Below are 19,263 nucleotides of genomic sequence, written 5' to 3'. Positions count from 1 at the left end.
TCGCGGGCCCCCTCGCCCCCGCGGCGGCCCCCGCTGCCCGGCGGAATGGCCCTGGACGGGCTGGACCAGCAGCAACGGGCTGAATCCTCGCGGTTTAGCTGGCGAGAAGTGGTCCACCGCGTGACCGGCGTCGATCTGGGCGTCGGCAAAGAGGCGCAGTACAAAGAGGACCTGCGCAGCCGTATCCGCGCGGCCGTCGGGGGCGCATTCCCCGTCGCCGTTCTCAACCTCAAAGGCGGCGTCGGCAAGACGGCGGTCGTGGAGGCACTGGGCTCGACGTTCGCCGACGTGCGCCACGACCGGGTCATCGCCGTCGACATCGATGCCGGCGACCTCGCGGAGCGGCACGGCCGTCCGCACTCACCGGGGATGGCCGAGCTGCTGGCCGACAAGGCGATCACCGACTATGCCGACGTCCGGGCCCATACCTACATGAACAATTTCGGCTTGGAAGTGCTCGCGTTGCCGGATTACGCGCAGACCGACTGGCGACTCGAGCGCCATGATGTGGTCAAAGCGTTCTCCCTGCTGCGCAACCACTATTCCGTGGTGCTGGTGGACTGCGCCAAGGCCCTCAATTCGGGTGTGATGGAAGCGGTTCTGCCCGAGGCGCGCGCGCTGGTGGTGGTGACCAGCACCTCCATCGACGCGATACGGAAGACGGCCACCACGCTGGATTGGCTGGGCAACAACGGATATCAGCCGTTGGTGCGGTCGACGGTGCTGGCGGTCAACCACGTCGAGCCGGCCAGGGTGGAGCTGTTGGCCGCCAAGGAACTGGAGCGACTGTCTGCCCGCGTCGCCGCGACGGTGGTGCTGCCGTTCGATCGGCACATACACGACGGCAAACAGATCGAGCTGGATCGACTGAGCAAGGAAAGCCGGCGCAGCTACCTCGAGATGGCGGCCGTGCTGGCCGACATGTTCCCCGGCAGGGGTGCGGAACTCGGCCGATTCCCGGCGCCCCGCTCGCCGCACTGGCCCTGAGATCGCCCGGCGGCGCCGCGCTCGCGGTCACCACTGGCCTGTTGGTGGTGACCCGCTTCGCCCGGCGGCGCCGCGCTCGCGGTCACCATTACGATCGACGGCATGAGTCTTGCCGCCAGCGCCGATCTCATGGACTACGACGACGTCCTCGCGCGTTTCGACCCGGTACTCGGCCTCGAGGTGCACGTCGAACTGTCGACGGTCACCAAGATGTTCTGCGGCTGCTCCACCGCGTTCGGCGCCGAACCCAACACCCAGGTGTGCCCGGTGTGCCTCGGCCTGCCCGGCTCGCTGCCGGTGCTCAACCGCGCGGCAGTGGAGTCGGCGATCCGGATCGGGCTCGCGTTGAACTGCGAGATCGTGCCCTGGTGCCGCTTCGCCCGGAAGAACTACTTCTACCCGGACATGCCGAAGAATTACCAGATCTCCCAGTACGACGAGCCGATCGCCGTCAATGGATACCTGGATGCGCCGCTGGAGGACGGCACCACCTGGCGGGTGGAGATCGAACGCGCGCACATGGAGGAGGACACCGGCAAGCTGACCCACCTGGGCAGCGAGACCGGGCGCATCCACGGCGCCACCACATCGCTGCTCGACTACAACCGTGCCGGCGTGCCGCTGATCGAAATCGTGACCAAGCCGATCGTGGGTGCCGGCGCCCGGGCGCCGGAGATTGCGCGCGCGTACGTCACGGCATTGCGAGACCTGTTGCGCGCCTTGGACGTATCCGACGTCCGGATGGACCAGGGCTCGATGCGTTGCGATTCCAACGTGTCGCTGATGCCGACCGGAACCACCGAGTTCGGCACCCGCACCGAGACCAAGAACGTCAACTCGCTGAAAAGCGTTGAGGTCGCCGTGCGTTACGAGATGCAGCGGCAGGCCGCCGTCCTCGCGTCGGGCGGTCAGATCATCCAGGAGACCCGGCACTTCCACGAGGCGGGGTACACCAGCCCCGGCCGCGCCAAGGAGACCGCACAGGACTACCGCTATTTCCCGGAGCCCGACCTGGAACCCGTGGCGCCCAGCCGCGAATTGGTCGAGCAGCTGCGCCAGACCATCCCAGAGCTACCGTGGCTGAGCCGCAAGCGGATTCAACAGGAATGGGGCGTTTCCGACGAGGTGATGCGCGACCTGGTCAACGCCGGCGCCGTGGAACTGGTCACCGAAACCGTCAAGCACGGCGCCACCAGCGAGCAGGCGCGCGCCTGGTGGGGAAACTTCCTGGTGCAGAAGGCCAACGAGGCGAACGTCGGGCTGGACGAATTGGCCATCACCCCCGCCCAAGTCGCCGCGGTGATCGCGCTCGTCGACGAGGGCAAGCTGTCCAACAAGCTGGCCCGCCAGGTCGTGGAGGGGGTGCTGGCCGGTGAGGGCGAACCCGATCAGGTGATGGCGTCCCGCGGCCTCGAGCTGGTGCGCGACGACTCCGTCACCCAGGCCGCGGTCGACGAGGCGCTGGCCGCCAATCCCGATGTGGCGGAGAAGATCCGCGGCGGCAAGGTGGCCGCGGCCGGCGCGATCGTCGGCGCGGTGATGAAGGCCACCCGGGGGCAGGCCGACGCCGCGCGGGTGCGCGAACTGGTGCTGGCCGCCTGCGGGCAGAGCTGACGAACTAGGTCTTGTCGTCGTTGTTCCGCGGGAATCCGCCGCCCTGCGGGAACAGCGGGAAGACCACGTCGTCGAGCTTCTCGGCGTCGCCGGCGGTCTTGTTGACGGTTGCGCCCCAGACGTTTCCGTCCGGTGACATCCGCAGCGCCCACGCGTGGGCGTGGGTGTCCTTGCGGACCACGTCGGGTTCCCCGGTGACCGCACCCGTCGCCGGCGCCAGTCGCACGGCCACCGTCATCTTGGTGTTGATCAGGTTGACCAGCACTGTCCCGTCCATCGCCGCGCACCCGGCCACGCCGGGCTTGTCCGGCCACGTCCACACCGTGGAGACCTCCGACGTTTTGGTGATGCGCTGCAACCGATCCGCCGTCGGGGTGCGGTCGGCGACATAGAGCGAGCCGTCGACCGGATCGATGCACAGACCACCGCCGGAGCCGACGCCGGAAAGCGCCGTCGTCGGCGGCGCCTGCCCGATGGTCGTCGGCTGCTCGATGCGCAGCACCTTGCCGGCCAACGACTTGGGGTCGGCGGCCGCCGCCGGATTGCCCGCATCGCCGGTCATGACGACCAGCGTGGTGGGGCTGGTGAAGATCAGCGCCCCGGTGTTTCCGGTAGCCCCCTTCGGGATGCCCGTCAGGATGTCCTTGGGGATGTCGCCGTCGGCCACCCGGATCACCCGGTTGTCGGTCGGCGTGCTGATGTAGGCGTACATCAGCCGATCCTGCGTGTAGGTCGGCGACAGCACGATGTCCATCAGGCCGCCGTCACCGGTCGGGTCCACCGGGATGACCGTCTTCACCTTCGGCTCGGCGCTCACCGAGATCTCCTTGACCGCGCCGGTGGTGCGCTCGGCGACCAGGGCGGTTTTGCTGTCGGGCCCCATGATCAGGCCGCTGGTGCTCTCCAGGCAGCCCTGCATCACGCCGGGGGCCGGGCAGGCCTTCGGGAACGGCGTGGGCGGCAGCGGCGGCGGCGGGGGAGGCGTCGAGCTGGGTTGCGGCTTGAGTTCCGGATTGGTGGTGAAGGGCTCAGACTGGGCGTCGTTGAACCGTGCGCATCCGCTCGCGACCAGCACCACCGCGCAAAGCGCGGCAAATCCGCACCGAACCGAGCGCCGTAGTCGCATGACCGACAGGCTACGGATAGTGCGCCCGCCCCCGCCACACGCCTGCGGCCGGCCGGTCCGTCGGCACCCGGTGGGAACCTCCTTCACGCCCGCCGACCGGCCCCAATCCCCGGCGACGGCCCCGGCAAAGCCCCCTGTGAGCCCGTTTCGGGCCAATCTGGGCTTGTTCGGCAGGCAAACCACCGATTGCCTGGCGAAAGCGCCGCTCAAATCCCCAATTCAGCGCCAAATGCCCTTACCCTGACACCCGTGACCAGTCAACCGAATGACGGACATTGGCAACGGCCCGGCGAATCGCCGGAACCGACCCCGGGACGCCCGGCCACGGCGCGTGTTGTTGACCCCGAGGATGATCTGACGCCGGTCGGTTACCCCGGCGACTTCAACCCCTCCACCGGAACCACCACCGTCATCCCCTACATGGGCGACCATGCCGCCGTGGGCGGGCCCAGGGCGACGGGTTACAACGTGCTCGACCAGCAGGAGCCCCTGCCTTACGTCCAGCCGCAACCCACCCGGCACGCGGCCGCCGAGCCCGCCGAGATCGACGCCGACGAACACTACGGCCGCGTGCACGACGTCGGGCGCCGCGGCACCCAGCACCTGGGTTTGCTGATCTTGCGGGTCGGGCTCGGGTTCGTGCTGGCCGCCCACGGGCTGCAGAAGCTGTTCGGCTGGTGGGGTGGCTCGGGCGTGGGCGGGTTCAGAAACTCGCTGTCGGACGTCGGCTACCAGCACGCCGACATCCTCGCCTACGTCAGTGCCGGCGGTGAGCTGGTCGCTGGCGTGCTGCTGGTGCTGGGGCTGTTCACCCCGGTGGCCGCGGCCGGCGCGCTGGCGTTCCTGATCAACGGCCTGCTGGCCACCGTCTCGGCGCGGCCGCACCCGCACACCTTCACCTATTTCCTGCCGGACGGGCATGAATACCAGATCACGCTGATCGTGCTGGCCGTCGCGGTCATCCTGTGCGGGCCGGGCCGCTACGGCCTGGACGCGCGGCGCGGCTGGTCCCATCGGCCCTTCATCGGGTCGTTTGTCGCCCTACTGGTCGGCATCGCCGCCGGCGTCGCCGTGTGGGTGCTGCTCAACGGGGTGAACCCGATCGCCTGACCCGCCTACGCGTAGGGGTTGGGCACGCGCCCGGAGCTGACCTCGGTCAGTTGCGGGAGCGTCGCGAAGGTCACCGCGGGCAAGCGCAACTCGGCGCCGCTCTTGAGTTGCGCCCGCGCCCACGAGCCCCGGTGGAAGCGCAGGCCGTCGATCTCATCCCACCGCACCGTCCGGCCGCCCAGCAGCGTTCGGACGGTCACGCCTCGATCGTCTGCGACGGTGCGCAGGCGGACGATCATCGCCGACAGGACCACGGGGATCAGCAGCAGCGGAGCCGTGGGCGGCCACAGCATCACCGGTATCAGCAACCCCAGGGTGACGAAGCCGACGGCCAGGTGCGCGATCGGGGACACCTTGATCACGACGGGTGTACGGAAAGACGAACCGGTAGCCACCCGACCATCATTTCATCCGGCGCGGGGGACCGGATGTGCGCGCGGGCCGACGGTCACGGATTTGACTGCTGAGCTGTGCGAAGGCTACCGTCGGGTGTTATGGATACCGCCGGAAAGCCCGGGATGCTCGTAGTAATTAGTCGGCGCGTTGGTGCCTGACTAGCCTCTTCGGCATTTGAAGCTATCCAGACCAACGCGCAACCCTCGTGCAGCAGATGAGCTGTCGGGGGTTTTTTGTTGCCCCCGAGCGAGATTCCCAGAGTGAATAAGGACCAAAGACAGTGAGCGCTCCCGCCAGGCCGCACGCCACCGAGCCCCAGCGTGCCGCCGACATCGCCACGGACGCGGCCAAGCCCGCCGAGAAGTCGCCGACCACCAAGCCGAAACGCGTTGGGCCCGAGAAACTTACCGGCGCCCAGTCGGTGATTCGCTCCTTGGAGGAACTCGGCGTCGAGGTCATCTTCGGGATTCCCGGCGGTGCCGTGTTGCCGGTCTACGACCCGCTGTTCGATTCGAAGAAGCTGCGCCACGTGCTGGTTCGCCACGAGCAGGGCGCCGGCCATGCGGCCAGTGGCTACGCGCACGCCACCGGCAAGGTCGGCGTGATGATGGCGACGTCGGGCCCCGGCGCCACCAATCTGGTCACCCCGCTGGCCGACGCCCAGATGGACTCGGTGCCCGTGGTCGCCATCACCGGCCAGGTCGGTCGCACGTTGATCGGCACCGACGCCTTCCAGGAGGCCGACATCTCCGGCATCACGATGCCGATCACCAAGCACAACTTCCTGGTCCGCTCGGGTGACGAAATCCCGCAGGTGATCGCCGAGGCCTTCCACATCGCCGCCTCGGGGCGCCCCGGTGCGGTCCTGGTCGACATCCCCAAGGACGTGCTGCAGGGGCAGTGCACGTTCAGCTGGCCGCCGCGCATGGACCTGCCCGGCTACAAGCCCAACACCAAGCCGCACAACCGGCAGATCCGCGAGGCCGCCAGGCTGATCGGCGACGCCCACAAGCCGGTGCTCTACGTCGGCGGTGGCGTCATCCGCGGCGAGGCGAGCGAGCAACTGCGCGAGCTCGCGGAACTGACCGGCATCCCGGTGGTCACCACGCTGATGGCGCGCGGCGCTTTCCCCGACAGCCACCGTCAGCACCTCGGCATGCCCGGCATGCACGGCACCGTCGCCGCGGTGGCGGCGCTGCAGCGCAGCGACCTGCTGATCGCGCTGGGCACCCGGTTCGACGACCGGGTGACCGGAAAGCTCGAGACCTTCGCTCCGGAAGCCAAGGTCATTCACGCCGACATCGACCCCGCCGAGATCGGCAAGAACCGCCACGCCGACGTGCCGATCGTCGGCGACGTCAAGGCCGTCATCACCGAGCTGATCGCGATGCTGCGTCACTACGACATCCCTGGCCACATCGACATGACCGAATGGTGGGCCTACCTGGACAGCGTTCAGGCCACCTATCCGCTGAGCTACGGCCCGCAGAGCGACGGCAGCCTCGGCCCGGAATATGTCATCGAGAAGCTGGGCCAGATCGCCGGCCCGGACGCGGTGTACGTCGCCGGGGTGGGCCAACACCAGATGTGGGCGGCGCAGTTCGTCTCGTACGAGAACCCGCGCACCTGGATCAACTCCGGCGGGCTGGGCACCATGGGATTCGCCGTCCCGGCGGCCATGGGGGCCAAGATGGCCCGCCCGGAGGCGGAGGTGTGGGCCATCGACGGCGACGGCTGCTTCCAGATGACCAACCAGGAGTTGGCCACCTGCGCGATCGAGGGGGTGCCGATCAAGGTGGCCCTGATCAACAACGGCAACCTGGGCATGGTGCGCCAGTGGCAGACGCTGTTCTACGAGGAGCGCTATTCGCAGACGGACCTGGCCACCCATTCGCATCGCATCCCCGACTTCGTCAAGCTGGCCGAGGCGCTGGGTTGTGTCGGATTGCGTTGCGAGCGTGAGGAAGACGTCGAGGACGTGATCAATCAGGCCCGCGCGATCACCGACCGTCCGGTGGTGATCGACTTCATCGTCGGCGCGGACGCGCAGGTGTGGCCGATGGTGGCCGCCGGCACCAGCAACGACGAGATCCAGGCCGCCCGCGGCATCCGCCCGCTGTTCGACGACGAGAGCGAAGGGCACGCCTGATGCAGACGCATACGCTGTCGGTGTTGGTCGAGGACAAACCCGGCGTGCTCGCGCGGGTGGCGGCGCTGTTCTCGCGCCGCGGTTTCAACATCGAGTCGCTGGCCGTGGGCGCCACCGAGCAGAAGGACATGTCGCGGATGACCATCGTGGTCAGCGCCGAGGAGACCCCGCTCGAGCAGATCACCAAGCAACTCAACAAGCTGATCAACGTGATCAAGATCGTCGAGCTGGACGAGGGTCACGCGGTGTCGCGCGAGTTGGCGTTGATCAAGGTGCGCGCCGACGCCGGCAGCCGCAGCCAGGTGATCGAGGCGGTGAACCTGTTCCGCGCCAAGGTGATCGACGTGTCTCCGGAGGCCCTCACGATCGAGGCCACCGGTGACCGCGGCAAGATCGAGGCGCTGCTGCGGGTGCTGGAACCGTTCGGTATCCGCGAGATCGTCCAGTCCGGTGTGGTGTCGCTGTCCCGCGGCCCCCGCGGCTTGGGCGCCAAATAGCTACGGCCAAAAACACACAAGGAGATATTCAACAGTGGCACTAGAAATGTTCTACGACGACGACGCGGACCTGTCGATCATCCAGGGGCGCAAGGTCGGCGTCATCGGATACGGCAGCCAGGGGCACGCGCATTCGCTGAGCCTGCGCGACTCCGGTGTTCAGGTGCGCGTCGGGCTCAAGGAGGGTTCGAAGTCCCGGGCCAAGGTCTCCGAGCAGGGTCTCGAGGTCGACACCCCCGCCGAGGTGGCCAAGTGGGCCGACGTGATCATGTTGCTGGCGCCCGACACCGCGCAGGCCGACATCTTCGCCAGCGACATCGAGCCCAACCTCAAGCCCGGCGACGCGCTCTTCTTCGGGCACGGGCTCAACATCCACTTCGACCTGATCAAGCCGCCCGCCGATGTCACGGTCGCGATGGTCGCCCCGAAGGGGCCCGGCCACCTGGTGCGCCGCCAGTTCGTCGACGGCAAGGGCGTGCCCTGCCTGATTGCGGTGGACCAGGACCCGACCGGCAAGGGTGAGGCGCTGGCGCTGTCCTACGCCAAGGCCATCGGCGGCACCCGGGCCGGCGTCATCAAGACCACCTTCAAGGACGAGACCGAGACCGACCTGTTCGGCGAGCAGGCCGTGTTGTGCGGTGGCACAGAGGAATTGGTGAAGACCGGTTTCGACGTCATGGTGGAGGCCGGCTACCCGCCGGAGATGGCCTACTTCGAGGTGCTGCACGAGCTCAAGCTGATCGTCGACCTGATGTACGAGGGCGGCATCGCGCGGATGAACTACTCGGTGTCCGACACCGCCGAGTTCGGCGGGTACCTGTCGGGCCCGCGGGTGATCGACGCCGGGACCAAGGAGCGGATGCGGGAGATCCTGCGCGACATTCAGGACGGCACCTTCACCAAGAAGCTGGTTGCCAACGTCGAGGGTGGCAACAAGCAACTCGAGCAGCTGCGCAAGGAGAACGCCGAGCATCCCATCGAGGTGACCGGCAAGAAGCTGCGCGCCCTGATGAGCTGGGTCGACCGGCCGATCACCGAGACGGCGTAAGTTCGTTTCGTCGAGCGTGAAGCTGTTGCGAATTTTCCGGCTGATCCTCGCAACAGTTTCACGCTCGGCGATCTAGCGCGCCGCCAGCCGGTCGGCCGTCAGGACCACCCGGCGCGCCAAATGGTCGAGGGCGTTGCCGGTGGCCTCGTCGAGCTCGCTGATGTTGTCGTGGGTGGACACCAGGCTCACCCCATACGGATTGCCGTCGACGAACTTCAGCGGGTCGGTGTAGCCCGGCGGGACGATGATGCCGCCGAAATGCATCAGGGTGATGTAGAGGGAGAGCAGCGTGGTCTCCTGACCGCCGTGCACTGTGTTCGACGACGTGAACGCAGCGTAGACCTTGTCCGCGAGCTTGCCTTCGGCCCACAGGCCGCCCAGGGAGTCGAGGAAGTTGCGCAATTGCGCGGCGGGAGACCCGAAGCGCGTCGGTGAACCGAAGATGACCGCGTCGGCCCAGACGATGTCCTCGCCGGTCGCCGCCGGAAGGTCTTTCGTCGCTTGGTAATTCGCGGTCCACGCCGGATTCTGGGCGAACGATTCCGGGTCGCGCGTTTCGGCGACATGGCGCAGGCGGACTTCGGCGCCCGCGGACTCGGCCGCGGCCGCGACGCGCCGCGCCATCGTGGTGCCATGGCCGGTGGCCGAGTAGTAGATGATCGCGAGTTTGGTCACGAGCGCATCCTAGGACCGCGACGGCCCGCGTCCAACCGCGCGTCGGCGCAGGTTAGGGCAGTGGTGAGCCCGTCAATTCCCGTCAAACGCAGCCGATAGGCTGGCCGGGTGAATCTGCCTGTTGTATTGATCGCCGACAAACTCGCCCAATCGACCGTCGCCGCCCTGGGAGACCAGGTCGAGGTGCGCTGGGTAGACGGGCCGGACCGGGAGAAGCTGCTGGCCGCGGTGCCGGAGGCCGACGCGCTGCTGGTGCGCTCGGCCACCACGGTGGACGCCGAGGTGCTGGCGGCCGCGCCCAAGCTGAAGATCGTGGCCCGCGCCGGCGTCGGGCTGGACAACGTCGATGTGGACGCCGCCACCGAGCGTGGGGTGCTGGTGGTCAACGCCCCCACCTCGAACATCCACAGCGCCGCCGAGCACGCGTTGGCGCTGATGTTGGCCGCCGCCCGGCAGATCCCGGCGGCCGACGCTTCGCTGCGCGAGCACGCCTGGAAGCGGTCGTCGTTCAACGGCACCGAGATCTTCGGCAAGACGGTCGGCGTGGTGGGGCTGGGCCGGATCGGGCAGCTGGTCGCCCAGCGGTTGACGGCCTTCGGCACGCACCTCGTCGCCTACGACCCTTACGTCTCGCCGGCCCGGGCCGCGCAGCTGGGCATCGAACTGCTGCCCCTCGACGAGCTCCTGGCCCGTGCTGACTTCATCTCGGTGCACCTGCCGAAGACGCCGGAGACCGCGGGCCTGATCGGCAAGGAGGCGCTGGCGAAGACCAAACCGGGCGTCATCATCGTCAACGCCGCCCGCGGCGGCCTGGTGGACGAGGCCGCGTTGGCGGAAGCGGTCAGCAGCGGACACGTGCGGGCGGCCGGCATCGACGTCTTCGCCAAAGAGCCGTGCACCGACAGCCCGCTGTTCGAGCTGCCGCAGGTGGTTGTGACGCCACACCTGGGCGCCTCCACCTCCGAGGCCCAGGACCGGGCGGGCACCGATGTCGCGGCCAGCGTGAAGCTCGCGCTGGCTGGGGAATTCGTGCCCGACGCCGTCAACGTCGGCGGCGGTGTGGTCAACGAAGAGGTGGCGCCCTGGCTCGACCTGGTGCGCAAGCTCGGGGTGCTGGCCGCCTCGCTGTCGGACGGGCCGCCGGTGTCGGTGTCCGTGCAGGTGCGCGGCGAGCTGGCCTCCGAAGATGTTGAGGTGCTGAAGCTTTCGGCCCTGCGCGGACTGTTCTCGGCGGTGGTCGAGGGCCCGGTCACGTTCGTCAACGCGCCGGCGCTGGCCGAGGAACGCGGCGTCACCGCCGAGCTGGCGAAGGCCTCGGAGAGCCCGAACCACCGCAGCGTCGTCGACGTGCGCGCGGTCGCCCCCGACGGCACCGCCGTCAACGTGGCCGGCACGCTGTCCGGGCCGCAGTTGGTGGAAAAGATCGTCCAGATCAACGGCCGCAACTTCGATCTGCGCGCCCGCGGCACCAACCTGGTGATCAACTACGTCGATGCGCCAGGGGCGCTGGGCAAGATCGGCACCCTGCTCGGATCGGCGGGCGTGAACATCCAGGCCGCGCAGCTCTCCGAGGACGCCGAGGGCCCGGGTGCGACGATCCTGCTGCGGCTGGACCAGGACGTGCCGAGCGAGGTGCGGTCCGCCATCGGCGCGGCGGTCGGCGCCAACAAGCTTGAGGTGGTTGATCTGTCGTGAAGCACGCCGGCGACGATGCAGAACGTGGTGATGTGGGGGCATGCCCCCACGCCGCTGCGCGGCTGGGGGTCCCCCCACCCGCTTGCGGGGGGAGGGGAGCGGCGCAATGAAATTGGCGGTGATCGGCGGCGACGGGATCGGGCCGGAAGTGACGGCCGAGGCGCTCAAAGTCCTTGACGCGGTGTTGCCCGGTGTCGAGAAGACCGAGTACGACCTGGGCGCTCGGCGTTTCCACGCCAGCGGGGAGTTGCTGCCGGAATCGGTGCTCGGCGAGCTGCGCCAGCACGACGCCATCCTGCTGGGGGCGATCGGCGATCCGTCGGTTCCCAGCGGGGTGCTGGAGCGGGGGCTGTTGCTGCGCCTGCGTTTTGAGCTCGATCATCACGTCAACTTGCGACCGGGCCGGCTGTATCCCGGTGTGAGCAGCCCGCTCGCGGGTGACCCCCACATCGATTTCGTCGTGGTGCGCGAGGGCACCGAAGGCCCGTACACCGGCACCGGCGGCGCCATCCGGACCGGGACGCCCCACGAGGTCGCCACCGAGGTGAGTCTGAACACCGCATTCGGCGTACGCCGCGTGGTGGCCGACGCCTTCGAGCGGGCCCAGCGCCGTCGCAAGCACCTGACGCTGGTGCACAAGACCAACGTGCTGACCTTCGCCGGCAAGCTCTGGTCGCGGATCGTGGCGGAGGTCGGGCGGGACTACCCCGACGTCGAGGTCGCCTACCAACACATCGACGCCGCAACCATCTTCATGGTCACCGACCCCGGCCGCTTCGACGTGATCGTCACCGACAACCTGTTCGGCGACATCATCACCGACCTGGCGGCGGCGGTGTGTGGCGGAATCGGCTTGGCCGCCAGCGGCAACATCGACGCCACCCGGACCAACCCGTCGATGTTCGAGCCGGTGCACGGCAGCGCGCCCGACATCGCCGGTCAGGGCATCGCCGACCCGACCGCGGCGATCATGTCGGTGGCGCTGTTGCTCGCCCATCTCGGCGAGGACGCTGCGTCTAGCCGGGTGGACCGGGCTGTCGAGGCCTATCTGGCAACGCGTGGGAACGAACGGCCCGCCACCACCGAAGTCGGCGAACGGATTGCCGCCGGGCTGTAGTTTCCAGTCCGGGCGGGAGCAAGCGCGCCGGCACCAACGGCGCCGCCAACACCGGGAACAGGCCGCACAACATCCAGGCGTTCGGGTATTTCGCGGCGGTGATCAAGGCACCGAAGAGCGGCGGCGCCGCGGCCGCCATCACCCGTTGGGTGGTGTTCTGGATGCCCAGGGCGCGCCCGCTCCAGAAGGGGCCGGCGAACTCGGTGATGGCCGTGGCCTCCAAACCGTTGTCCAGCACGGCGATCACGGAGACGGCGACCATCAGCGGCGCCTGGTAAACGGAATTGAGTAAGTCGGCCCAGGCCAGCAGGAAGAGCGTCACGGCGGCGCCCACCGCGATGATGCGCACCGGGCGCATTCGCGAGCCGACGCGGTCAGACCAGCGGCCCACCATGACGCGGCCGAGGGCGCCCAGCAGTTGCGAAAGGGTCACCAGACTTCCGGCGGCCGCCACCGACCAGTGCAGATTTCTGATCAGCCACACCAGCATGAAAGTGACGGTGACGGTCTGCGGAACCATCATCAGACCGGCCACGGTGTGAATTCGCCACAGCGTCAACGATCCTCGGTAGGGGCTGGACAGTTCGGAATCACTGGCTTTCTCCCGTGGCTTGCGAGGAGGGTCGATGATGCCGACGGCACTCGCGACCGCTCCCAATGCGCACGCCAGGGCCGTGAACCTCAGGCCTGCACTCGGCCCGTGTTCGGCCAGCTCGGGAATCACCAGCGCCCCCAACGCGATTCCCAGCGGTTGGGCGGTCTGGCGGAAACCCATGGCCAGGCCGCGTTGGTGCGGCGGGAACCACGCCGACACCAGCCGGCCGCCGGCGGTGTTGCAGCTCGCGGCGGCCATGCCGCCGAGAAACAGATAGACGGCCATGAGCACCATCGAATGCGTGGATGCCGCGGCGTAGGCCGCCACCGCGGTAAGCCCCGAACCCGTGGCCATCACCACCCGCTCGCCCACCCGGTCCAGCACGTAACCCCACAGCACCAGGGTGACCACCATGCCCCAGCTGGGCATCGAGGACAGCAGACCGGCTTCGTCGAGCGGGATTCCGCGCGCCGATTGCAACGACGGGATCAGAAAGGCGACGCCATTGATGAAGAGAAAGGAACTCGCCGTGGCCACCAGCGACACGACCATGATGGACCAGCGCGCTCCCGCGCCCAGCTCGCGGTCGGTGGCCGCCCCCTTCTGCATCCCCAATGCTTGCACACGCACCCGAAACCGCTGGTAATACTCGTGTGGCCGCCGCCGATGCGACGCCCGGCCATGCCCGGCGCAGCTGCCCATCAGTAGGCTCAACGAAATGCGCCTTGGTCGAATCGCCAGCCCGGACGGTGTCGCCTTCGTCAGTATCGAGGGAGAACTCGCCGATCCCGCCGCAATGATCGCCCGCGAGATCGCCGAGCATCCCTTCGGCACGCCGAACTTCACCGGCCGCTCGTGGCCGCTGGCCGATGTGCGGCTGCTTGCTCCGATGCTGGCGAGCAAGGTCGTCTGCATCGGTAAGAACTACACCGACCACATCGCCGAGATGACCGATCTCACGGGCCCGGCGGCGGCGGACCCGATCATCTTCCTCAAGCCCAATACGGCCATCGTCGGGCCGAACGTGCCGATTCGGTTGCCGGCCAATGCATCACCCGTGCATTTCGAGGGAGAATTGGCAGCGGTCATCGGCCGGCCCTGCAAGGACGTCTCGGCCGCCGAGGCCGCCGACAGCATCCTCGGCTACACGATCGGAAACGACGTGTCGGCCCGCGACCAACAAAAAGCCGACGGCCAATGGACCCGGGCCAAGGGGCACGACACTTTCTGCCCGGTCGGTCCGTGGATCGTCACCGATGTCGACCCGGCCGATCTCGAACTCCGGACCGAGGTCAACGGTGAGGTGAAGCAACACAGCCGCACCTCGCTGATGATCCACGACGTCGGCGCGATCGTCGAATGGATCTCGGCCGTGATGACCCTGCTCCCCGGCGACCTCATCCTCACCGGGACGCCTGCCGGCGTCGGTCCGATCGAGGACGGCGACACCGTCTCCATCACCATCGAGGGCATCGGCACCCTCACCAATCCCGTGGTCCGTAAGGGAAAGTCGTGACTGCCGAAACGAAAGTACGCGTCCGTTTCTGCCCGTCACCCACGGGCACCCCGCATGTCGGCATGGTCCGCACCGCGCTGTTCAACTGGGCCTACGCCCGGCACACGGGTGGCACCTTCGTCTTTCGCATCGAGGACACCGACGCGCAGCGCGACACCGAGGAAAGCTACCTGGCGCTGCTCGACGCGCTGCGGTGGCTCGGCCTGGACTGGGACGAGGGGCCCGAGGTCGGCGGACCCTACGGCCCGTACCGGCAGTCGCAGCGCAAGGACATCTACCGGGACGTCGTGGCCAAGCTGCTCGAGGCGGGCGAGGCCTACTACGCGTTCTCGACACCGGAAGAGGTTGAGGCGCGTCACATCGCGGCGGGGCGCAACCCGAAACTGGGGTACGACAACTTCGACCGGCAGCTGACCGACTCCCAGCGCGCGGCGTTTCTCGCCGAGGGCCGCCAGCCGGTGGTGCGGCTGCGGATGCCCGACGGCGACCTCGGCTGGAACGACCTGGTGCGCGGGCCCACCGCCTTCGCCGCCGGCAGCGTCCCCGACTTCGCGTTGACCCGCGCCAACGGAGATCCCTTGTACACCTTGGTCAACCCGTGCGACGACGCCTTGATGAAGATCACCCACGTCTTGCGCGGCGAGGACCTGCTGCCGTCGACTCCGCGCCAGCTGGCGTTGTATCAGGCGCTGATCCGGATCGGCGTCGCCGAGCGCGTGCCGGAGTTCGCTCACCTGCCAACGGTATTGGGGGAGGGGACCAAGAAACTCTCCAAGCGCGACCCGCAGTCGAATCTTTTCGCCCACCGCGACCGCGGTTTCATCCCCGAGGGCCTGCTCAACTACCTTGCGTTACTCGGCTGGGCCATCGCCGACGACCACGACCTGTTCAGTCTGGACGAGATGGTCGCCGCGTTCGACGTCGTCGACGTCAACTCGAACCCGGCGCGGTTCGATCAGAAAAAGGCCGACGCGCTCAACGCCGAGCACATCCGCATGCTCGAGCCGGCCGACTTCGCGGGCCGGCTGCGTGAGTACTTCGACGTCCACGGTCATCGGCTCGGGCTCGATGACGCCGCGTTCGCCACCGCCGCCGACCTGGTGCAGACCCGCATCGTGGTGCTCGCCGACGCGTGGGACCTGCTGAAGTTCCTCAACGACGACGAATACGCCATCGATCCCAAGGCCGCCGCCAAGGAACTCGGCCCGGACGCGGCCGCGGTGCTGGACGCCGCGCTGGCCGCGCTGGAGGGGCTGACGGAGTGGACCACGGCCCGGATCGAGCCCGCTCTCAAGGCCACGCTCATCGAGAACTTGGGCCTCAAACCGCGCAAGGCCTTCGGCCCGATCAGGGTGGCCGTCACGGGAACGACGGTCAGCCCGCCGTTGTTCGAATCGCTGGAGCTGCTGGGCCGTGACCGCAGCTTGCTGCGGCTCCGCGCCGCGCGCGAGAGGGTCGCCGGGTAGACGAAGACCTCGCGTGGACCTCGCGTGCGGATTGTCGCCGGAGTCTTTGGTAGTCTGCACTGCGGCTTGCAAAGGCCGACAACGGTTGGCGGCGGCGGTCTTCCGGGCGGCGCAGTACGGCTCGGGATGGCCGCTGACCAGCGGTTTTAGGCAGCCAATGGGGTATGGTGTAATTGGCAACACAGCTGATTCTGGTTCAGCCATTCTAGGTTCGAGTCCTGGTACCCCAGCAAATTCTCGCCACCTCAAGCGATTAGGTGGCCTTCTGACGTGTGAGCTATGCTGACACCTCGGATCGTGTCTGGCCCCGTCGTCTAGCGGCCTAGGACGCCGCCCTCTCACGGCGGTAGCGTGGGTTCGAATCCCATCGGGGCTACAAAGCAACTATTGGCCGGTTCCCAGGACGGCCGGTGCCGTCGATCCACCCACCGGCATGGCCGGCAGGCCGAGCTTGCGGTGATCCCACGACCGCGCGCGCTGCGCGACGATACGCACGCAGACGCGCTTGTTCATCATCTGCTCGACGAAGGGCTTCATCTCGTCGGTGTAGGGGCCGGTGTACCGCTCGAACACGCTGACCCCGACCCGGTGTGCGACGTCGGGATCGTCGACGATCTCGGCGACGCCCTCGAAGGACACCCCGCGCAGCGTGTCGTAAGTGTCGCCGTCCTCGATCAGGAAGCTCACCCGCGGGTCACGTTTGAGGTTGACCGCCTTCTGCGACTTGGCCTTGGTTTCCAGCCAGATTTCGCCGTCCACGACGGCGTACCACATTGCGGTCAGATGCGGCTGGCCGTCGGGGCCGATGGTGGCCAGCGTCCCGGTGCGGCTCTTCACGACGAAGTCGGCGATCTCGTCGGTGGACATGACGATGCTCGCGCGCTGATTGGTTCCCATGGCGGTCAGTCTGACAGGCCGCTTGCGGTCAGCTGTGCACCGGTCGCGCTCGGTGTGCGCCGATGGCGCCGAGTGTGCGTGTGCGGCGGGATTTCGGCGATTTCGCCGCCCTGGTTGCACTCGCGACGCCATCACTGCACAGCCGATGCCGCTATAGCCGGCGGGTGAGAGCCTCGGCCGCGGAAAGGAGATCGGCCGCCCAGCGCGCCCCCGGGCGCCGGCCGATGCGGTCGACGGGTCCCGACACCGAGATCGCGGCGACGACGGCGCCGCGGCCGTCGCGCACCGGGACCGACACGCTGGCCACCCCCGGCTCTCGCTCGGCCACGCTCTGGGCCCAGCCGCGCCTCCGCACCTCGGCCAGCGTGCGCTCGGTGAACTTCGCCGTCGGCAGCACCGCCTTCTGCGTCGCCGCATCGCTGTGGGCGAGCAGCACCTTGGCGCCCGATCCCGCCGTCATCGGCAGTCGCGCCCCGACCGGGACCGTATCGCGAAGGCCCGCAGCGGGTTCCAGGGCCGCCACACAGACCCGCGTGGTGCCCTCGCGCCGATACAGCTGCACGCTCTCACCGGTGGTCTCGCGCAACAGGGGAAGCACCCCCGCGCTGGCTGCCAGCAGCGGATCGTTGACGTGCGCGGCGAGCTCGGTGACCGCGGGGCCGAGGCCCCAGCGCCCCTCGTCGTCGCGGGCCAGTAGGCGATGCACTTCGAGGGCGGCGGCCAGCCGATACGCGGTGGCCCGGGGCAACCCGGTTCGCTCGCACAGTTCGGCCAGTCCGCACGGGAATTGGGCGACGGTGTGCAGGACGTCCACGGCTTTGTCGAGCACGCCGATGCCGCTATGCTGTCTCACAAGGAGATACTAGCGTCTCGTATTCTGAGATCACAGCACATGATCGATCGGCGAGCCGCGGATGAGGGAATCGAGGCGAATTTCAGATGGGATCCGGCAAGCCGCGCACCCTGGCCGAAAAGGTCTGGGAAGACCACGTTGTGGCGTCCGGGGCGGATGACCCCGAGCAAGCAGGGGCACCCGACCTGATCTACATCGATCTCCACCTGGTGCACGAGGTCACCAGCCCGCAGGCCTTCGACGGGCTGCGGCTGGCCGGCCGGCCCGTGCGACGGCCCGACCTGACGCTGGCCACCGAGGATCACAACGTGCCGACCGTCGACATCGACAAGCCGATCGCCGACCCGGTGTCGCGCACCCAGGTCGAGACGTTGCGCCACAACTGCGCCGAATTCGGTATCCGCCTCTACCCGATGGGCAACATCGAGCAGGGCATCGTGCATGTCGTCGGGCCGCAATTGGGCTTGACCCAACCGGGAATGACGATCGTCTGTGGTGATAGTCACACGTCGACGCACGGCGCGTTCGGCGCGCTGGCGATGGGCATCGGCACCTCGGAGGTCGAGCACGTGCTGGCCACCCAGACGTTGCCGCTGCGGCCGTTCAAGACGATGGCCGTCAACGTCGACGGTGACCTGCCCGCCGGCGTGACGGCCAAGGACATCATCCTGGCGTTGATCGCCAAGATCGGCACGGGCGGCGGGCAGGGGCACGTCATCGAATACCGCGGCAGCGCCATCGAATCGCTGTCGATGGAAGGTCGGATGACGATCTGCAACATGAGCATCGAGGCCGGCGCGAGGGCGGGCATGGTGGCTCCCGACGCCACCACCTTCGACTTCCTGCGCGATAAGCCGCACGCGCCGCAGGGGGCGCAATGGGACGCGGCCATGCGCTACTGGCAGGAGCTGCACACCGATGCCGGCGCCGTCTTCGACACCGAGGTCCACCTCGACGCAACGTCGTTGAGCCCGTTCGTGACGTGGGGCACAAATCCCGGACAGGGGGTGCCGCTGGCCGCGGCCGTGCCCGACCCGGAGCTGATGACCGGCGACGACGAGCGACAGGCCGCGGAGAAAGCGTTGGCATACATGGACCTTCGCCCCGGAACTCCGATGCGCGACATCGCGGTGGACGCCGTGTTCGTCGGCTCTTGTACCAACGGTCGTATCGAAGACCTGCGCGTGGTCGCCGACGTGCTGCGCGGGCGAAAGCTTGCCCCGGGCGTGCGGATGCTGGTGGTGCCAGGGTCCATGCGGGTCCGCGCTCAGGCTGAAGCCGAAGGGCTGGGTGAGGTTTTCACCGCCGCGGGCGCCGAATGGCGGCAGGCGGGCTGCTCGATGTGCCTGGGGATGAATCCGGATCAGCTGGCGCCGGGAGAACGGTGCGCGGCGACGTCCAACCGCAACTTCGAAGGGCGCCAGGGTAAAGGCGGCCGCACGCATTTGGTGTCCCCGGCCGTTGCCGCCGCGACGGCAGTGCGCGGCACATTGTCCGCGCCGGCCGATTTGAACTGATCCAT

The 19,263-nt window shown here is 68.2% G+C and carries 17 protein-coding genes and 2 tRNA genes; 13 read left to right on the top strand and 6 right to left on the bottom strand.

Annotated elements, in window-relative coordinates:
* A partial coding sequence (locus BST44_RS24810; protein ID WP_341865324.1) for a MinD/ParA family ATP-binding protein occupies positions 1–987 on the top strand: 987 nt, incomplete at its 5' end.
* 102 nt (positions 988–1,089) lie between these two features.
* Entirely contained in the window at positions 1,090–2,601 is a 1,512-nt protein-coding gene (gene gatB, locus BST44_RS24805) for an Asp-tRNA(Asn)/Glu-tRNA(Gln) amidotransferase subunit GatB (protein WP_083179639.1), read from the top strand.
* Positions 2,602–2,605: 4 nt separating this feature from the next.
* Here the strand turns inward: gatB and BST44_RS24800 are convergent, their stop codons facing one another.
* Positions 2,606–3,727 carry a PQQ-dependent sugar dehydrogenase gene (locus tag BST44_RS24800; RefSeq protein ID WP_083179638.1) on the bottom strand — a complete coding sequence of 374 codons (1,122 nt, stop codon included), beginning with the start codon at positions 3,725–3,727 and terminating at the stop codon, positions 2,606–2,608.
* A 249-nt stretch (positions 3,728–3,976) separates the two neighbouring features.
* Here BST44_RS24800 and BST44_RS24795 point away from each other — a divergent pair, with 249 nt between their 5' ends.
* Positions 3,977–4,837 (top strand): DoxX family protein, encoded by an 861-nt coding sequence (locus tag BST44_RS24795; protein WP_083179637.1) that lies wholly within the window; start codon positions 3,977–3,979, stop codon positions 4,835–4,837.
* A gap of 5 nt (positions 4,838–4,842) precedes the next feature.
* On the opposite strand, the gene BST44_RS24790 is transcribed toward BST44_RS24795, so the two are convergent.
* The gene (locus BST44_RS24790) at positions 4,843–5,199 is read right to left on the bottom strand and encodes a PH domain-containing protein (protein WP_083179636.1); all 357 of its coding nucleotides are present in this window, start codon (positions 5,197–5,199) and stop codon (positions 4,843–4,845) included.
* Positions 5,200–5,513: 314 nt separating this feature from the next.
* On the opposite strand from BST44_RS24790, the gene BST44_RS24785 reads away from it, so the two are divergent.
* Genes BST44_RS24785 through ilvC form a run of 3 tightly spaced genes read left to right on the top strand, consistent with a single transcriptional unit; the run spans position 5,514 to position 8,927 of the window.
* On the top strand, positions 5,514–7,382 hold the full coding sequence (locus BST44_RS24785) for an acetolactate synthase large subunit (protein WP_083179635.1): 1,869 nt from the start codon (positions 5,514–5,516) through the stop codon (positions 7,380–7,382).
* Entirely contained in the window at positions 7,382–7,879 is a 498-nt protein-coding gene (ilvN, locus tag BST44_RS24780; RefSeq protein ID WP_083179634.1) for an acetolactate synthase small subunit, read from the top strand. The genes BST44_RS24785 and ilvN overlap by 1 nt, the downstream gene beginning before the upstream one ends.
* Positions 7,880–7,925: 46 nt before the next feature.
* Complete coding sequence (gene ilvC / locus BST44_RS24775; protein ID WP_083179633.1) at positions 7,926–8,927, top strand: ketol-acid reductoisomerase; 1,002 nt, start codon at positions 7,926–7,928, stop codon at positions 8,925–8,927.
* A gap of 72 nt (positions 8,928–8,999) precedes the next feature.
* Here the strand turns inward: ilvC and wrbA are convergent, their stop codons facing one another.
* Positions 9,000–9,602 (bottom strand): NAD(P)H:quinone oxidoreductase, encoded by a 603-nt coding sequence (wrbA, locus tag BST44_RS24770; protein WP_083179632.1) that lies wholly within the window; start codon positions 9,600–9,602, stop codon positions 9,000–9,002.
* Positions 9,603–9,710: 108 nt separating this feature from the next.
* On the opposite strand from wrbA, the gene serA reads away from it, so the two are divergent.
* Positions 9,711–11,297: a phosphoglycerate dehydrogenase gene (gene serA / locus BST44_RS24765; protein ID WP_083179631.1), complete on the top strand. Its 1,587-nt coding sequence runs from the start codon at positions 9,711–9,713 to the stop codon at positions 11,295–11,297.
* A gap of 106 nt (positions 11,298–11,403) precedes the next feature.
* Positions 11,404–12,414 carry a 3-isopropylmalate dehydrogenase gene (locus BST44_RS24760; RefSeq protein WP_083179630.1) on the top strand — a complete coding sequence of 337 codons (1,011 nt, stop codon included), beginning with the start codon at positions 11,404–11,406 and terminating at the stop codon, positions 12,412–12,414.
* Here the strand turns inward: BST44_RS24760 and BST44_RS24755 are convergent.
* The gene (locus tag BST44_RS24755; RefSeq protein WP_083179641.1) at positions 12,314–13,618 is read right to left on the bottom strand and encodes an MFS transporter; all 1,305 of its coding nucleotides are present in this window, start codon (positions 13,616–13,618) and stop codon (positions 12,314–12,316) included. The genes BST44_RS24760 and BST44_RS24755 overlap by 101 nt on opposite strands.
* A 109-nt stretch (positions 13,619–13,727) precedes the next feature.
* On the opposite strand from BST44_RS24755, the gene BST44_RS24750 reads away from it, so the two are divergent.
* From BST44_RS24750 to BST44_RS24735, 4 genes are all read left to right on the top strand, one after another.
* Entirely contained in the window at positions 13,728–14,525 is a 798-nt protein-coding gene (locus BST44_RS24750; protein ID WP_083179629.1) for a fumarylacetoacetate hydrolase family protein, read from the top strand.
* Positions 14,522–15,991, top strand: a complete 1,470-nt coding sequence (gltX, locus tag BST44_RS24745; protein ID WP_083179628.1) for a glutamate--tRNA ligase — start codon at positions 14,522–14,524, stop codon at positions 15,989–15,991. The genes BST44_RS24750 and gltX overlap by 4 nt, the downstream gene beginning before the upstream one ends.
* Before the next feature lie 158 nt (positions 15,992–16,149).
* Positions 16,150–16,221, top strand: a tRNA-Gln gene (locus tag BST44_RS24740).
* Positions 16,222–16,294: 73 nt separating this feature from the next.
* Positions 16,295–16,367: transfer RNA gene (locus BST44_RS24735), tRNA-Glu, on the top strand.
* Between the two features lie 8 nt (positions 16,368–16,375).
* Here BST44_RS24735 and BST44_RS24730 read toward each other — a convergent pair.
* Together BST44_RS24730 and BST44_RS24725 are read right to left on the bottom strand one after the other, a co-directional pair.
* Positions 16,376–16,888: a pyridoxamine 5'-phosphate oxidase family protein gene (locus BST44_RS24730; RefSeq protein WP_083179627.1), complete on the bottom strand. Its 513-nt coding sequence runs from the start codon at positions 16,886–16,888 to the stop codon at positions 16,376–16,378.
* A 151-nt stretch (positions 16,889–17,039) separates the two neighbouring features.
* The gene (locus BST44_RS24725; RefSeq protein ID WP_083179626.1) at positions 17,040–17,741 is read right to left on the bottom strand and encodes an IclR family transcriptional regulator; all 702 of its coding nucleotides are present in this window, start codon (positions 17,739–17,741) and stop codon (positions 17,040–17,042) included.
* Between the two features lie 86 nt (positions 17,742–17,827).
* On the opposite strand from BST44_RS24725, the gene leuC reads away from it, so the two are divergent.
* Positions 17,828–19,258: a 3-isopropylmalate dehydratase large subunit gene (gene leuC, locus BST44_RS24720; RefSeq protein ID WP_083179625.1), complete on the top strand. Its 1,431-nt coding sequence runs from the start codon at positions 17,828–17,830 to the stop codon at positions 19,256–19,258.
* Positions 19,259–19,263 lie beyond the last annotated feature (5 nt).

The sequence above is a fragment of the Mycobacterium scrofulaceum genome, from assembly GCF_002086735.1.
GTDB classification, from domain to species: Bacteria; Actinomycetota; Actinomycetes; order Mycobacteriales; family Mycobacteriaceae; genus Mycobacterium; species Mycobacterium scrofulaceum.
Note: the sequence above shows the minus strand (reverse complement) of the source record. Positions and strands in the feature narration are given on the sequence as shown.

What these genes read in the sequence shown, in the direction of transcription:
- gatB (WP_083179639.1), top strand. Translation starts at nt 1,090, where the DNA reads ATGAGTCTTGCCGCCAGCGCCGATCTCATGGACTACGACGACGTCCTC.
- BST44_RS24800 (WP_083179638.1), bottom strand. Translation starts at nt 3,727, where the DNA reads ATGCGACTACGGCGCTCGGTTCGGTGCGGATTTGCCGCGCTTTGCGCG.
- ilvN (WP_083179634.1), top strand. Translation starts at nt 7,382, where the DNA reads ATGCAGACGCATACGCTGTCGGTGTTGGTCGAGGACAAACCCGGCGTG.
- ilvC (WP_083179633.1), top strand. Translation starts at nt 7,926, where the DNA reads ATGTTCTACGACGACGACGCGGACCTGTCGATCATCCAGGGGCGCAAG.
- BST44_RS24760 (WP_083179630.1), top strand. Translation starts at nt 11,404, where the DNA reads ATGAAATTGGCGGTGATCGGCGGCGACGGGATCGGGCCGGAAGTGACG.
- BST44_RS24755 (WP_083179641.1), bottom strand. Translation starts at nt 13,618, where the DNA reads ATGCAGAAGGGGGCGGCCACCGACCGCGAGCTGGGCGCGGGAGCGCGC.
- BST44_RS24750 (WP_083179629.1), top strand. Translation starts at nt 13,728, where the DNA reads ATGCGCCTTGGTCGAATCGCCAGCCCGGACGGTGTCGCCTTCGTCAGT.
- BST44_RS24730 (WP_083179627.1), bottom strand. Translation starts at nt 16,888, where the DNA reads ATGGGAACCAATCAGCGCGCGAGCATCGTCATGTCCACCGACGAGATC.
- leuC (WP_083179625.1), top strand. Translation starts at nt 17,828, where the DNA reads ATGGGATCCGGCAAGCCGCGCACCCTGGCCGAAAAGGTCTGGGAAGAC.